Genomic DNA, 14,567 nt, shown 5'->3' on the forward strand with positions numbered 1-14,567 from the left:
GCGGACAGTGCCTCCGGCCGCGGTCGACGTCCTCGGCGGCCGCGGGCGGAGGGGCTGCGGGGCGTCCCTCAGCCGACGAGCATCCGCTGGGCGATGCGCGCCCGGTGCAGGTCGAGCGCGGTCCGCAGCGTCTCGGTGCGGTCGCCGTACATGATCCTGACGAGCTCGGGCGCGGCGGCATCGGTCGTCTCGGGGAAGTAGCCGTGGGCGCGGACGTCGCCGTCGACGTTGACGGTGAGGGTGGTGAGGTGCTCGAGGACGGCCTCCTCGGCCTCCTCCCACCACACGCGGTCGAGGTAGGCGGAGGCGTCCCGGCGTTCGTCGAGGTTCCACAGGCGGCGGATGCGCGAGTCGTGGGCGTCGTCGGCCGGACGCGGGGTGGGGTCGAGGTAGTGCTCGACGCTCGGGACGAGGAGGAGGTCCTCGTCGAATCGCTGGCTGAGGGCCTGGGCGAGATCGGCGCGGACGCGGACGGGGAGCTCCTCGGCGATCCACGACCGCGAGGAGGGGGACTGGATGGACATGTTTCATTCTCCTGGCTTCGAATGAGTGACTCCATGCTGTCCCATGTGGAAGCGGTTATCGGATTCAGTGGCGTATCCATACGGTCACGGTTTCGTCTCGCGGTGACCGCGCAGGTCAGCGGGTGAATGAGGCATGTCAAACGTTGTCGCACCGCAATGCCGCGGATGGCTCCCGTGCGGATGAGGGTGCCCTTGGCTTCGATTGCATCGAATCGATAGTGTGGGCTCGTGACCTCCCAGAACGCCTCGCAGGGCGCCGCCCTCCTCGACCTCACCCCCGGACTCACCCTCACCTCCGGCCTCTCCGAGCGCGTCGACAAGCTGGTCCGCGCCCTCGGGACCGCCGACGCCGTCCTCGTGGGCGCCGGCTCCGGCCTCTCCGTCGCCGACGGCGACGCCCACACGGGCGATGTCTTCGAGGAGCGCTTCGCTGACCTCATCGCCCGCCACGGCTACCACGGCGCGTACCCCGGCGGCTTCCACCCCTACGAGACCGAGGAGGAGCGTTGGGCCTTCTGGGCGCGCAACATCGCCCTCCAGCGCTACGAGACCGGACCGGGGCGGGTCTACGCCGACCTCCTCGCCGTGCTGCGCTCCGTGCCCGCCGGGCGCGACGCCTTCGTCCTCACGACCAACGTCGACCATCGCTTCCAGAGGGCCGGCTTCGACGAGGAGCGTCTCTTCTGCACCCAGGGCGACTACGGGCTCCTCCAGTGCTCCGTGCCCTGCGCCCAGGTCACCTACGACGCCCTGCCCTACGTCGAGGCCATGCTCGCCGGACAGGAGCGCACGGGCGACACGGTCCGCGTTCCCACCGAGACCCTGCCGACCTGCCCGCGCTGCGGCGCCCTCCTCACCACCAACCTGCGCGCCGACGACCGCTTCGTCCAGGACGAGGGCTGGTACGCCGCCGCCGAGCGCTACCGCGACTGGGCGGCGGCGCACATGACCGGCCGTGTCCTCCACCTCGAGCTCGGCGTCGGCATGAACACCCCTCTCATCATCAAGTACCCCTTCTGGCGGTGCACCTACGACAACCCCGCGGCGACCTTCGCGTCCATCGACCCTCAGGCCGTCACCGCCCGCGAGATCGTCGACCGCTCGATCCTCATCCGCTCCGGTGCCGCGCCCGTCATCGCCGCGCTGCGCGAGCGCCTCGGCGGCTGAGTCGGGACCCGGGGGCAGGACGACGTCGCCGTCGGCCCTCCGGAGCGTCGTCGACGACGGTCCCGCTCAGTCCCGCTCGGGCACGAACCAGGCGCCCGCGGCCGCCGCGACCGAGAGCGCCGAGGCGAGCGTCCAGATGAGGCCGTAGCCGCGCCCGAGGCCGTCATCCCGTCGTGCTGCATCTGCGAGACGAGGTGCGTCTCGATGATGGCCATGTGGAAGCCGCAGGTGAAGAAGGCCGTGAAGACGATGAGGTAGCCGCGGTCGTGGAAGGCGCGGCGCAGCAGGTCCCGCAGCTCCGGGCGCTCGGGGAGCAGGTCCTGGTCCGCCGGCGCCGCCGCCTCGAGGAGCTCCTCGGGAGCGGGGCCGGCGTCGGGACGCTCGGGGGCGACGACGGTGCTGCGCCCCTCGGCGTCGTCGTGCCCGCCTGAGCCGGCCGAGCCGTCAGGGCCGTCGGGCCCCACGGCCGGACCCCGCAGGCCCACGGCGCACATCCACACGATGACCGGGATCGCCGCGAGGGCCGGGACCGCCAGCACGGTGAGGGCGCCGGTGAGCCCGAGGGCCGCCAGCAGGGAGGCGATCGCGGGGGACACGGCGGTCCCCACACGATCCCCGCGCTCGCCGTCACCACGCCCGAGGCGGAGGTCGACTGCGCCCGCGTTATCCGGTGCGAGACGACGCCCATGACGACGCCGAAGGCCAGCACGCCCGTCCCGCCCGGCAGTAGCACGCCCATGATCGCCATGACCGCGACCAGCCCCGAGACGTGCGGCAGGGCGGCGAGACCTCCGGAGACCATGAGCGCCCCGGCGACGAGTGCGGTGCGGTCCGAGGTGCGCAGGGCCAGCGCCCCGGCGAGCGGCCCGGCGACGCCGGAGGCGAGCTGCGCGACCGCCATGACGAGGCTGACCCGGTCGTAGGACAGGCCCGTGGCCGCCACGAGCGGCTGGACGAGCATCCCGAAGTTGGAGCGCGTGCCGGCACCGAGCCCGTAGACGAGGCAAGCCGCCGTCGTCAGCCCGACGAGCGAGCCGCGCGAGAGCGGCGACGGGCGCGAGACGGGGGCGGGCGCGGCGGGGGAGGCCACCCGGGCAATGTGCGCGGGGCGGCACCGCGCCCGCAGAGTCGTCCGGGTCCCGGAAGCGGGCTGCGTGCGCGCGGCTAGGCTCGATCCACCCCGCCCACCCCGCCCACCCCGCCGTCCCGGAAGAGGCTCCCCGTGCTCGAGCTGCGCGACATCGTCAAGGCCTACCGGACCTCGACCCTCACCCAGACCGCCCTCGACGGCGTCACCGTCTCCTTCCGTGACAACGAGTTCGTCGCGGTCCTCGGCCAGTCCGGCTCCGGCAAGACGACGATGCTCAACGTCATCGGCGGCCTCGACCACTTCGACGACGGCGACCTCGTCATCGACGGCGTCTCCACCAAGGACTTCAAGGACCGCGACTGGGACGCCTACCGCAACAACCGCATCGGCTTCGTCTTCCAGTCCTACAACCTCATCCCGCACCAGAGCGTGCTCGCCAACGTCGAGCTCGCCCTCACCCTCTCCGGGGTCTCCCGCGCCGAGCGCCGCGAGCGGGCGCTCGCGGCCCTGGACCAGGTCGGGCTCGCCGACCACGTCGGCAAGCGCCCCAGCCAGCTCTCCGGCGGCCAGATGCAGCGCGTCGCCATCGCCCGCGCCCTCATCAACGACCCCGAGATCCTCCTCGCCGACGAGCCGACCGGCGCCCTCGACTCCGCCACGAGCGTCCAGGTCATGGACCTCCTGAGGGACGTCGCCCGCGACCGGCTCGTCGTCATGGTCACCCACAACCCCGAGCTCGCCCACGAGTACGCCACCCGCATCGTCGAGCTCGCCGACGGCTCCATCGTCTCCGACACCGACCCGCTCGCCCCGGGCGCGCCCCTGGAGCGCCGCGCCCGGGCCGCCCGTCGCACCCGCATGGGGGCGCTGACGGCCCTCGCCCTGTCCTTCAACAACCTCATGACGAAGAAGGGCCGCACGATCATGACCTCCTTCGCGGGGTCGATCGGCATCATCGGGATCGCGCTCATCCTCGCGCTCGCCAACGGCGTCAACGGCTACATCGCCCGCACCGAGGAGGAGACCCTCGCCAGCTACCCGCTCCAGATCGAGCGCCTCGGCATGGACTACACGGCGATCCTGTCCCAGGCGGCCGACGACTCCACCGCCTCCGACCTGCCCAGCGGCGCCATCGGCGAGCGCCGCACCCTCAAGGACATGTTCGGCTCGGCGACGACGAACGACCTCGCCCACCTCAAGACCTACCTCGACCACGACGGCGGTGGGATCGACGCGCTCACCAACGCCGTCGAGTACCGCTACGACGTCACCCCGCAGCTCTACCTGCCGCGCGGCTCGGGCACGACGGGCCCGGGCGGAGCCCCCACCCAGGTCAACCCCGACTCCGCCTTCTCCTCCTTCGGGGCGCTCGCCCAGCAGAGCCAGATGAGCGTCTTCCAGCAGCTCGCCTCGGACACCTCCCTCTACGAGGACCAGTACCGGCTGCGCTCCGGGCGCTGGCCGAGCGGCGCGGACGAGCTCGTCGTCGTCCTCTCCCCGGACGGCCGCATCACCGACGCCGCCGAGTACGCCCTGGGCCTGCGCGACCACGCCGAGCTCGAGGCCATGATGCAGACCTACGCCTCCGGGCAGGCGGCCGGGTCACCGGTCGCGAGCGCCGTCTTGGGTGCCGGCGCGAGCGCGACGGCGTCCGCCTCCGCGTCGGCGACACCGTCGGCCACTCCGACCGCCACAGGGTCGGTGAGCCCCGCAGAGCGCACCCTGCACGACAACGACCTCATCGGCCGCACACTCAAGCTCGTCCCCGCCTACGAGCGCTACCAGCACGACGACGACCGCGGCGTCTGGGTCGACAAGTCCGACGACGCCGCCTGCATGGGCTCCCTCGTCGACCACGGCGAGGACGTCCGCGTCGTCGGCGTCGTCCAGGCCAAGGACAAGCAGGGATCCCTCGCCCCCGGCGTCTACTACACCCCCGCCCTCACGAAGCACCTCATGCAGGAGGCCGACGGCGCCGACATCGTCGAGGCCCAGCTCGCCCACCCCGGCACGGACGTCTTCTCCGGACAGTCCTTCACCGACCTCGCCGCCGGCAAGGGCGCCGACAGCATCGACCTGTCCAGCCTCTTCACCATCGACTCCACCAGGCTCAAGAGCGCCTTCAGCATCGACTCGTCCAAGATCGACGCCTCCGCCCTCGACCTGTCCGGCGTCGACCTCAGCGGGATCACCAGCCAGCCTCTCGACCTCTCCAGCCTCGACCTGTCCGCCCTCCAGGACGCGAACCCGCAGATCGACCTGTCCGGCATCGACCTGTCCTCCACGAGCCTCGCCGACCTCGCCACGAAGTACCCCGAGCTCGCCAAGATCGATTACCCGACCCTCATCAGCGAGGCCCTGGCCGACGGCGTCATCAAGGACGGCGCCAGCGGCAAGGTCTCTCAGATGATGACCCGGGTCATCGCCGGCTTCGCCGACTACCAGGCCCAGCACGCCGCCGGCGCGAACGCCTCCGACACCTCCGACGACCCCGACCTCGCCACCCTCACCGCCGACTACCTCGCGCAGCCCTCGGTCCAGAAGACCATCTTCGACACCCTCCGCTCCGACGACGTCATCGACTCCGCCCGCCTCACCGAGAACCTCACCAAGGCCCTCGGGGACGACCCCGCCGTCTCCGACGTCTCCGCCGACGTGCGCGACCAGCTCGTCACCGCCATCGGCGAGCAGGTCGCCGGCCAGGTCGGCCAGCAGATCACGAGCGCCCTGTCCGCCGCCGTCCAGGCGGCGATGAACCAGGCGATGACCCAGATGATGACGGCCGTCCAGCAGCAGATCGCCACGCAGGTGCAGGCCGCCATGAGCCGCATGACGCAGCAGATCCCCGCCGCCATGACGATCGACGAGTCGGCCTTCAAGGAGGCCTTCAAGCTCGACATGACGCCCACCGCGCTCGCCGAGCTCATGAGCACGCTCGTCACCACGGACGTGCCCACCTACGACACGAACCTCTCCGACCTGGGCTGGGCCGACCCCGCGAACCCCTCCGGGATCGACATCTACCCCAAGGACTTCAAGGCCAAGGACGAGGTCAAGACCCTCCTGGCCGACTACAACGCGGACCAGGCCGCCGCCGGTCACAAGGACCGCGCCATCACCTACACCGACGTCGTCGGCACCCTCATGAGCTCGGTGACCCGCATCGTCAACATCATCAGCTGGATGCTCATCGCCTTCGTCGCGATCTCGCTCGTCGTCTCCAGCATCATGATCGCGATCATCACCTACATCTCCGTGCTCGAGCGGAAGAAGGAGATCGGCATCCTGCGCGCCATCGGCGCCTCCAAGTCCGACGTCCGCCACGTCTTCAACGCGGAGACCGTCATCGAGGGGCTTCTTGCCGGTTTCCTCGGCGTCGGCATCACGCTCCTCCTGTGCCTGCCGGTCAACGTGATCGTCAACGACCGCTTCGGGGTCCATCCCATCGCGCAGCTGCCGTGGACGGCCGGCGTCGTCCTCGTCCTCATCTCCGTGGGGCTCACCGTCCTGGCGGGCATCATCCCGTCCGGAAAGGCGGCGCGCGAGGACCCGGTCGAGGCCCTGCGCAGCGAGTGAGGCGGCGGGCGGCGCCGGTGCCCACAGGCGCTCGCCACGGCGCACCCGGTCATCGGACGTCTCCGCAGGTCGGAAGGCCTGCCCGGCCGGTGCGGGTGGCGGCTAGGGTCGGTTCCGACGACCCCGACGCGTCGGCCGAGCACTCCGGCGTCGGCCCTCAGGAGGAAGCATGGCGGACTTCAAGGCGGCAACGACCAAGAAGGTGGCGATCCTCGTCGCCCCCGGCCTGGAGGAGATCGAGGCGCTCGCGCCCCTCGACGTCCTGTGGCGCGCCGGCGTGCCCACGGACCTCGTCTCAATCACCCGCAGCCGCCAGGTGACCTCGTCCCACAACGTCGTCGTCACCTGCAACCGGACCCTCGACGAGGCGCGCCTCGAGGACTACGACATGCTCGTCCTGCCCGGCGGCATCCCAGGCATGCCGAACCTCAAGGCCGACGCCCGCGTCATCGACGCCGTCACCTCGCGGATCCAGGCGGACCGCCCCGTCGCCGCCATCTGCGCCTCGCCCTCGATCCTCGCCGACGCCGGCCTCATCACCGGCCGCCGCGCCACCGTGAACCCCGGCTTCGTCGACGTCCTCAAGGTCAACGACGTCGAGGTGAGCGAGGACGCCGTCGTCGTCGACGGCAACCTCATCACGAGCCGCGGCATGGCGACCGCCACCGACTTCGGCCTCGAGATCGTGCGCCACTACCTCGGCGACGATGCCGTCGAGGACGTCAAGAAGAAGATCGTCCACCAGGGCTGAGCGCCCGGAGCGGCCAGAGCACGCGACGGCGCCGCGGTCCCCGTGAGGGGGATCGCGGCGCCGTCGTCGTTCCCGACGCTCTCGTTGTCGACCGTCAGTGCACTGCTCGACCGGCTGATCTCCAGGAATCAGACGGTCGACGGGTGCGTTGCCGGTCGACCACCGGGGGAGGGGCGGCTCAGAGGTCGATCGTGTCCGGGTCCGGGTAGTCGCCCTCGATCTCGATGGCGTCGAGCGTCGCCATCTGCGCGGCGTCCAGCTCGAAGTCGAAGAGCTCGGCGTTGGAGGCGATGCGCTCCGGCGTCACGGACTTCGGGAGCACGACGATGTCCTTCTGGACGAGCCAGCGCAGCGCGACCTGGGCCGGGGTCCTCCCGAGGGACTCGGCAACCTGGCCGAGGACCTCGTTGTCGAGGACCTTTCCGGAGCCGAGCGGGCTCCAGGCCTCGACGACGAGGCCGTTGGCGGTCGCGTAGTCCGCAGCGGCCCTCTGGGCGAAGCCGAGGTGGTACTCGATCTGGTTGACCATGGGCGGGACGTCGCCGTCCTCGATGAGCGCCTGGAGGTGGTGCTCGAGGAAGTTGGAGACGCCGATGGCGCGGGCCTTGCCCTCGCGGTAGACCTCCTCGAGGGCGGACCACAGGGTCGAGTTGATCTCGCGCCAGTTGTCGTAGTGCTTGGCGTTGGCCGGCCAGTGGATGAGGTAGAGGTCGACGTAGTCGAGGTCGAGCTGGGCGAGCGAGGTCTCGAAGGCGGCGACGGCGGCCTCCTTGAGGCCGGGGAGGTCCTCGGTGGAGGTCTCGGCGTCCTCGAGGACGGCGTCGAGGAAGTCCTTCTTCCAGAGCTTCGTGGTGACGAAGAGGTCCTTGCGCGTCAGGCCGTTCTCCTCGAGGGCCTCGGCGATGCCCTTGCCGACGGCCTCCTCGTTGCCGTAGGCGGCGGCGGTGTCGATGTGGCGGTAGCCGTCGCGGATGGCGGCCTTGACGCCCTCGGTCGCCTGGGAGGCGTCCGTGATCTGCCAGGTGCCGTAGCCGACCCCGGGGATCTCGTTGCCGTTGGAGAGTCGGACGTTGTCAGCGATGGAGGTGATCATGAATAAGAATCCTTCCGTTCGCGTTCATTATAGGTGAGGCTCCTCCGCCTCGCTCGTCGAGCGTGTTCGCGCTCGGCGCGACCCGAATGGCGGCTGACCTGTCCACGAGGGCGCCTCAGAATGCCCTCGAGCCCGGTCCGGTGCGGCGTGATCCGCAAAATCTCAACAATCTCAGGGGTGGCTCTCCTCCAGAACGAGTTTCTGAGGCGCCCTCGTGGACAGCGGGCCGCGGCCGTGCTCCCTCACAGCGCTGCGACGACCGCCTTCTCCACGTCCTCCATGGGCACCGTCGGCTCGAACCGGGCCAGGACCTGACCGTCGCGGCCGACGAGGAACTTCGTGAAGTTCCACTTGATGTCCGGCTTGCTCGCGTAGGAGCGGTCGGCCGCCAGCATCATCGTTTTCATCGCGAGCGCCTTCGCGCCCTTGCCGAAGCCCTCGAAGCCCTTGGACTCCTTGAGCCAGGTGTAGAGCGGGGCCTCACCCGCGCCGTTGACCTCGATCTTCGAGAACTGCGGGAAGTCCGTGCCGTAGGTGAGGGTGCAGAACTCGTGGATCTCCTCGTCGGAGCCCGGGGCCTGGCCGCGGAACTGGTTGCAGGGGAAGTCGAGGACCTCGAGGCCGGCGTCCCGGTGCTCGGTGTAGATGCGCTCGAGGTCCTCGTACTGCGGGGTGAAGCCGCAGCCGGTGGCCGTGTTGACGACGAGGAGGACCTTGCCGGCGTACTGAGCGAGGTCGACGTCGGCGCCGTCCTGCCCGGTCACCGTGAAGCTGGAGATCGATGTCATGGGCGCCAGGGTACCGGGCGCAGACGACCGCAACGGCCTCCTGGGTGGGTACAGGGACGCATCGTGCGGGGGTGAGTCCGGAGCAGCCCGAGTTCCTCGGGCACGAGCCGGTGCCTCCCGGGCCCGCAAGCGGGCTCGCACGGCACCGGTGGTGCGGTATGCGGCCGGGCTCCGGCCGCCCCGGCCGCCCCGGCCGGCCCGTCGTCCGGCGGGCTCGGGAGCGCCCCGCCTGCTCAGTCGGTGGGCCGCTCCCGGTGCCCGCGCGGCACGAGGGCGACGACGAGGAGGGCGACCCCCAGTCCCGCCAGGACGACGATCCCCGCGGTGACGGGGTCGATCCGTGCGCCTGCGACGACGGCGATGAGCAGTGCCGCGACGACGAGCAGCACGAGGCCCCAGACGATCGCCGACGGGTTCGGGCCGTGGGGCGCCTCGGGGTCGAGCGGGGCGATGGGGCCGTGCCAGACGGCGTCGGCGGCGCTCTCGGCGCTGCGGGTGCGCTCCGCGTCCGCGCCGTCGGGTGAGGCCGCGGAGGCGCCCGGCGCCGACCAGGTGGAGGCCGGGGACGGGCCCGAGTCCTCGCTCACGGTGGGGAAGGGGCGGGTCATGGTGTCGGTGAGGCCGATCGCCTCGACCTCCTCCGGGGTGAGCGCCGTCGTCGGGACGTCGGCCGAGGAGGGCGAGGCGGGCGTCCGTGGGAGCTGCGTCGTGGGGGTGTCGTCGGTGGTCATGGGATCTCCTAGCTCAGGGTGGCGGGATGGCCGCGCGTGCCGCGGCGCGGTGCGCTCAGCGGGTGGTGGCGGTCGGCGTCGGCGTCTCGGAGGCCGCGGGCGCGCTCGCGGACGGCGAGGACGGCGCGCTGCTCGGCTCGGGCGAGGCTGCGGCGCTCGGTGCCGCGGTGGCCGTCGTGCCGCCGCCTGCGGTGATCGCCGCGTCGACGCAGGCGTCGACCTTGTGGCGCTGGTCCGAGGTGAGGACGTCGAGGTTGGTCGTGTCGACGTAGGTGCCGTCCTCCGTCGTGGAGTCGGTGACGACGTCCTCGATGCACGTCTCCAGGGCGTCGGCGGAGACGGCACGGTGCGTCATTCCCTCGACGGGGAGCGCGTCGCCGTCGTGTCTCCGCCCTCGGGAGTCCGTCCAGGAGTCGATCACCCAGTAGTCGGGGTACTCGACGCCGTTCCACAGGGTGTGGTCCGCCAGCTCGTCCACGCGGATCGTGCCGAGGCCGAGCGAGGTGCGGACGGTGAGGACCGGGGTGCGGCCCGTGCTCGCGGAGGGGGAGACGAGAGTGGTGCTGGATCGCAGGGGGTTGCTCCCCCAGACGACCGCGCCCGGGTCCTCCTGACCGTCGACGTCGTAGGAGGTGTACAGCCCGTAGTTGATCCCCGTGGTCTGGCTGGCGCCCGTGACCCGCCACTCCTCGGCGAGGTCGGCGGTGACGGTGCCCATGCCGTCGCCGGTCTCGACGCGCACCGCCTGGCCCTGGGTGGTGAGGACGCGGATCTCGCCGGTGCCGACGGCGACGTCGATCGTGGCGTCGTCATGGATCTCCCCGAGATCGCGCAGGTCGATCGTGACTCCACCGGCCGAGTACGAGCCGGCGTCGATGGTCCGCGAGCCGGTCGTCTGCCGGGCCTCGTCCAGCTCGGACGTGGTGGGGCGCACGATGACCGCGTCAGCCGCCACAGGTGCGTTGACGGTGTCCCCCGGCATGACGGTGCCGAGTACGAGCGCGGGCACGGCGAGGAACAGGATGACGGGCCAGGCGAGCCAGCTCATCCAGCCGCCCCGGCGGCCCCGCAGGCCCGAGGCGAGGACGCCCGCGCCGAGACCGGTGACGAGGACGCCGACGGCGGCCAGGCCGGCCGCGATCGCGTGCAGGCGACCGGCGGCCAGGAGAACGCCGACCGCGGCCAGGGCCAGGAGGGACAGCCCGAGGACGAGGAGGCTCGTGCGGCGACCCGGTCCGGGGCGCTTCGGCTCGCGCGGTCGGCGCGCCGCGGGCGCCGGGGGCTGCTGGGCGCCCCAGGCCCGAGGTGCCGCGCCCGGCGGGACGGCGCCCTGGTAGGCGGGAACGGTCGGTGCTGGAACCTGCTGGGGGGCGCCGGCCGGGCGGCTCGCCCCCGACCGGGGGGCCGGTGCGCCGGCGCCCTCCGGGACGCCGATGGGGCGGGTGCCGGGCGCCTGCTGAGGCGTCGGCTGCGCAGCCGACTGCCACGGGGCCGCGCCGGGCGCCGCCTGCCCCGTGTTCGGCTGGGGCCCCGGCTGACCCGGGTAGTGCTGCGGGGCCGGCCGGCCCGGCTGAGCCGGGTAGGTCGGCTGAGCCCGCCAGGGCTGCGGCTGAGTCTGAGCCCAGGGGGCCGCCTGAGCCGGCCGACCTCCCCGCCCCGGCTGCCGCTCGCGGTGCCTGCGCGCCGCCCGGACGCCCCAGTAGATGCAGCCCACGACGAGGACCGTCCACAGGATCGCCGCGACGGCGCCCCCGAGCGAGCTGTCCCACGCGTTGACCCACCAGTGCGGGATGAGCCCGGTGTCCGTCGAGGACAGACCGCCGATCGTCACGAGGACGGCACCCGACAGGCCGGCCGTGAGGTCGCCGGTGAGGGCCTGCTGGGCGTGGATCCGGCCGTCCTCCTCCTCGGGCAGGAGGGCCCAGCCGAGGCCGTACAGGAGGAGACCCAGCCCGGTGAACACGCACAGGACGATCCAGACGCAGCGCACGAGGACCGGGTCGACGCCGAGACGCCGGGCGACGCCGCCGGCGACGCCTCCGACCCACCGGTCGCGCGTCCGGACGAGCCCGGTGCGGCGCAGGGAGTCGAAGAAGCCGGCGGCCGGCGGGCGCGGCGGCTGACCGGGAGGGCCGTAGGGGGAGGGCTGGGGGTTGCTCATGGCAACCATGGTCGTGCGGGCAGGCCCCACGGGGCATCGGGGGACACCCTGAGGGGCCCCTGGTTCTCGTCCCCGGCGCCCCTGGTTCCTCCCTCCGGGCGGTCTCCCGCGCCCGGCGCCGTGCCACGATGATACCATGACGACGACGGCACCGGTCCCCGCAGGACGGCCCGGTGCGCCCGGACCCGTGCCCGGCGCACCGAGCGCGTACCCGGGTGCGCCCGCGCCCCGAGCGGGTGACGCGCCCGGTTACGGCGCGGCTCCCGGTCCGTCGCCTCAGCCGCCGCAGGCGGCGCCCCGCCCGGTCCCCGGCCCGGCGCCCGCCCCGCTCCTCCAGCGCCCGCCCCTGCGCCGCCCGCCCCGCCATCCGGCGCCCGTCCCGCCCGCCTGGGTCCTGCGCCCCGGCCGCGACGGCGCCCCCGTCCTGCGCCTCCAGCCCCCCGGTCGCGCCCTCGCCGGCGTCTGCGCCGGGCTGGCCATCCACCTCGACCAGCCCGTCCTCCGCGTCCGCCTCCTCATGGCCGCCCTCACCCTCGTCGGCGGTGCCGGCCCCCTCCTCTACGTCCTCCTCGCCGTGGCCGTCCCCGCCGGGGACCCCTGGGCCGAGGCGGCCGGGCTCGTCCCTCCCGCCCGTGCCCGGCTCGCGGCCCGCCCGCGCAGCGCGCGCCCCGGGGTCGGTCGCCTGTCCACCCTCACCGGCGGCGCCGCCCTCCTCGCCGCCGCCGCCCTCCTCCTCGCGTGGCGCGCCGGCGCCCTCACCGGCCTCTCGGGCGGCTCCTGGCTCCTCCCGCTCCTCGTGCTCACCTGCGGCGCCGCCCTCGCCTGGTCCCAGGTCGACGACGTCACCGGCCCCGACCGCGACACCGCAGCCCTCCTGCGCCTCGTCGGCGGCGTCGTCCTCGCCGCCGTCGGCATCCTCCTGTGGGTCGGCGCCGACACCCCGCCCGGCGTCCTCCTCACCGGCGCCGCGACCGGGGGAGCCCTCGTCCTCGGCATCGGCCTCGTCCTCGCGCCCCTGTGGCTGCGCACCAACCGGGCGCTCGCGGACACGCGCGCCGCCGAGGCCCGCGAGGCCGAGCGCGCCGACATCGCCGCCCACCTCCACGACTCCGTCCTCCAGACCCTCACCCTCATCCGCAAGCGCGCCGACGAGCCCGAGACCGTCGCCCGCCTCGCCCGCTCCCAGGAGCGCGAGCTGCGCGCCTGGCTCTACACCGACCGCCCCGAGGCCGGAACCTCCGTCGCCGACGCCCTGCGCGACCTCGTCGGCGAGGTCGAGGACCGCCACGCCGCCCAGGTCGAGCTCGTCGTCGTGGGGGACCGAGCGCCGGACCGCGACACCGAGGTCGTCATCGCGGCCGCCCGCGAGGCCCTGTCCAACGCGGTGCGCCACGGCGCACCACCCGTGTCCGTCTACGCCGAGATCGGGCCTGAGCGCCTCGAGGTCTTCGTCCGCGACCGCGGTCCCGGCTTCGACCCCGCCGAGGTCGCCCCCGACCGCCACGGCGTGAGCGAGTCCATCATCGGCCGCATGACCCGCCACGGCGGGCTCGGCGCGGTCCGCCGCCTCGAGCGCGGCACCGAGGTCCGGCTCGTCCTGCCCGCCCCCGGCGCGCCCGCCCGACCCGGCGCCCCCGACAGCCCCCCGTTCCCGACCACTCCCGGAGAGACCGCGTGACCGCCCCCGACCCCACCGCCAGCCCCGCCGGCCCGATCCGGCCCGACGACCCGGGCGAGCGCCTGCGCGTCCTCGTCGTCGACGACCACGCCCTCGTCCGCGCCGGCGTGCGCGCCGAGATCGAGGCCACCGCCCCCGACCTCGAGGTCGTCGCCGAGGCCGACGACGTCGACGGCGCCGTCGACGCCGTCCACGCCCTGGCCCCCGACGTCGTCCTCCTCGACGTCCACCTCCCCGGCGGCAACGGCGGGGGAGGGGCCGAGGTCGTCCGCTCCTGCCACGACGTGCCCGCCACCCGCTTCCTCGCCCTGTCCGTCTCCGACGCGTCCGAGGACGTCGTCGCCGTCATCCGCGCCGGCGCCCGCGGCTACGTCACCAAGGCGATCTCCGCCGAGGACCTCGCCGACGCCGTCCGCCGCGTCGCCGCCGGCGACGCCGCCTTCTCCCCGCGCCTGGCCGGATTCGTCCTCGACGCCTTCGGCGCCGGGGCCGGAGAGGTCGCCGTCGCCGACTCCGAGCTCGACCGTCTCTCCGCCCGGGAGCGCGAGGTCATGCGCCTCATCGCACGCGGCTGCACCTACAAGGAGTGCGCCGCCGAGCTCTACATCTCCGTCAAGACCGTCGAGACCCACGTCTCCGCCGTCCTGCGCAAGCTCCAGCTCTCCAACCGCAACGAGCTCACCCGCTGGGCCGCCGCCCGCCGCATCGTCTGAGGGACCCGCCGCGTCGGGGCCGTCCGCCGCGCGCCACCCGCTGACGCCGTGCGAGGCTGCGCCCGTGGGAACCCTCGGAACCGTCCTCGTCGGCCTCGCCGTCCTCATCGGCCTCGGCGGCGCGCTCACCCAGCTCTACCCGGGCCCGCTCATCGTGCTCGCGGCCGTCGCCGTCTGGGGCGTCGTCACCGGAGGCGCCTGGGGCTGGGGCGTCCTCGCCGTGAGCGCCCTCGCGATCGCCGGCACCGCCGTCGGCAAGTACCTCCTCATGGGACGCGGCACCTGAGCGGTGCGG

12 protein-coding genes are annotated in these 14,567 nt (G+C 73.2%); 6 read left to right on the top strand and 6 right to left on the bottom strand.

Annotated elements, in window-relative coordinates; translation table 11 throughout:
• Positions 1 to 68 precede the first annotated feature (68 nt).
• Positions 69 to 524: a hypothetical protein gene (locus AXF14_RS07600; RefSeq protein ID WP_067942169.1), complete on the bottom strand. Its 456-nt coding sequence runs from the start codon at positions 522 to 524 to the stop codon at positions 69 to 71.
• Between the two features lie 228 nt (positions 525 to 752).
• Between AXF14_RS07600 and AXF14_RS07605 the strand changes: the two genes are divergently transcribed.
• Positions 753 to 1,691: an SIR2 family NAD-dependent protein deacylase gene (locus tag AXF14_RS07605; RefSeq protein WP_236755359.1), complete on the top strand. Its 939-nt coding sequence runs from the start codon at positions 753 to 755 to the stop codon at positions 1,689 to 1,691.
• Here the strand turns inward: AXF14_RS07605 and AXF14_RS07610 are convergent.
• A complete protein-coding gene (locus AXF14_RS07610) occupies positions 1,592 to 2,287 on the bottom strand; it encodes an MFS transporter (protein WP_150118448.1) in 696 nt (231 codons plus the stop codon). The two genes, AXF14_RS07605 and AXF14_RS07610, sit on opposite strands and share 100 nt — an antisense overlap.
• A 626-nt stretch (positions 2,288 to 2,913) precedes the next feature.
• On the opposite strand from AXF14_RS07610, the gene AXF14_RS07620 reads away from it, so the two are divergent.
• Both AXF14_RS07620 and AXF14_RS07625 read left to right on the top strand, forming a co-directional pair.
• Positions 2,914 to 6,357 carry an ABC transporter ATP-binding protein/permease gene (locus tag AXF14_RS07620; protein ID WP_067942172.1) on the top strand — a complete coding sequence of 1,148 codons (3,444 nt, stop codon included), beginning with the start codon at positions 2,914 to 2,916 and terminating at the stop codon, positions 6,355 to 6,357.
• A 169-nt stretch (positions 6,358 to 6,526) separates the two neighbouring features.
• On the top strand, positions 6,527 to 7,108 hold the full coding sequence (locus tag AXF14_RS07625; protein WP_067942174.1) for a DJ-1 family glyoxalase III: 582 nt from the start codon (positions 6,527 to 6,529) through the stop codon (positions 7,106 to 7,108).
• 178 nt (positions 7,109 to 7,286) lie between these two features.
• Here AXF14_RS07625 and AXF14_RS07630 read toward each other — a convergent pair whose 3' ends face one another.
• The 4 genes from AXF14_RS07630 to AXF14_RS07645 all read right to left on the bottom strand — a co-directional run bounded on the left by AXF14_RS07630 (position 7,287) and on the right by AXF14_RS07645 (position 11,881).
• Positions 7,287 to 8,201: an aldo/keto reductase gene (locus AXF14_RS07630; protein ID WP_067942175.1), complete on the bottom strand. Its 915-nt coding sequence runs from the start codon at positions 8,199 to 8,201 to the stop codon at positions 7,287 to 7,289.
• A gap of 242 nt (positions 8,202 to 8,443) precedes the next feature.
• Positions 8,444 to 8,989, bottom strand: a complete 546-nt coding sequence (locus tag AXF14_RS07635) for a glutathione peroxidase (protein WP_067942176.1) — start codon at positions 8,987 to 8,989, stop codon at positions 8,444 to 8,446.
• 233 nt (positions 8,990 to 9,222) lie between these two features.
• A complete protein-coding gene (locus tag AXF14_RS07640) occupies positions 9,223 to 9,720 on the bottom strand; it encodes a hypothetical protein (protein WP_067942177.1) in 498 nt (165 codons plus the stop codon).
• A gap of 55 nt (positions 9,721 to 9,775) precedes the next feature.
• On the bottom strand, positions 9,776 to 11,881 hold the full coding sequence (locus tag AXF14_RS07645) for a PspC domain-containing protein (protein WP_067942178.1): 2,106 nt from the start codon (positions 11,879 to 11,881) through the stop codon (positions 9,776 to 9,778).
• 136 nt (positions 11,882 to 12,017) lie between these two features.
• Between AXF14_RS07645 and AXF14_RS07650 the strand changes: the two genes are divergently transcribed.
• The 3 genes from AXF14_RS07650 to AXF14_RS14485 all read left to right on the top strand — a co-directional run bounded on the left by AXF14_RS07650 (position 12,018) and on the right by AXF14_RS14485 (position 14,558).
• Positions 12,018 to 13,559: an ATP-binding protein gene (locus AXF14_RS07650; RefSeq protein WP_084355447.1), complete on the top strand. Its 1,542-nt coding sequence runs from the start codon at positions 12,018 to 12,020 to the stop codon at positions 13,557 to 13,559.
• A gap of 35 nt (positions 13,560 to 13,594) precedes the next feature.
• A complete protein-coding gene (locus AXF14_RS07655; protein WP_067944201.1) occupies positions 13,595 to 14,272 on the top strand; it encodes a response regulator in 678 nt (225 codons plus the stop codon).
• Between the two features lie 64 nt (positions 14,273 to 14,336).
• On the top strand, positions 14,337 to 14,558 hold the full coding sequence (locus AXF14_RS14485) for a hypothetical protein (protein WP_236755366.1): 222 nt from the start codon (positions 14,337 to 14,339) through the stop codon (positions 14,556 to 14,558).
• The last annotated feature ends 9 nt before the right edge of the window (positions 14,559 to 14,567 follow it).

The sequence above is a fragment of the Actinomyces radicidentis genome, from assembly GCF_001553565.1.
In the GTDB taxonomy this organism is placed as follows: Bacteria; Actinomycetota; Actinomycetes; order Actinomycetales; family Actinomycetaceae; genus Actinomyces; species Actinomyces radicidentis.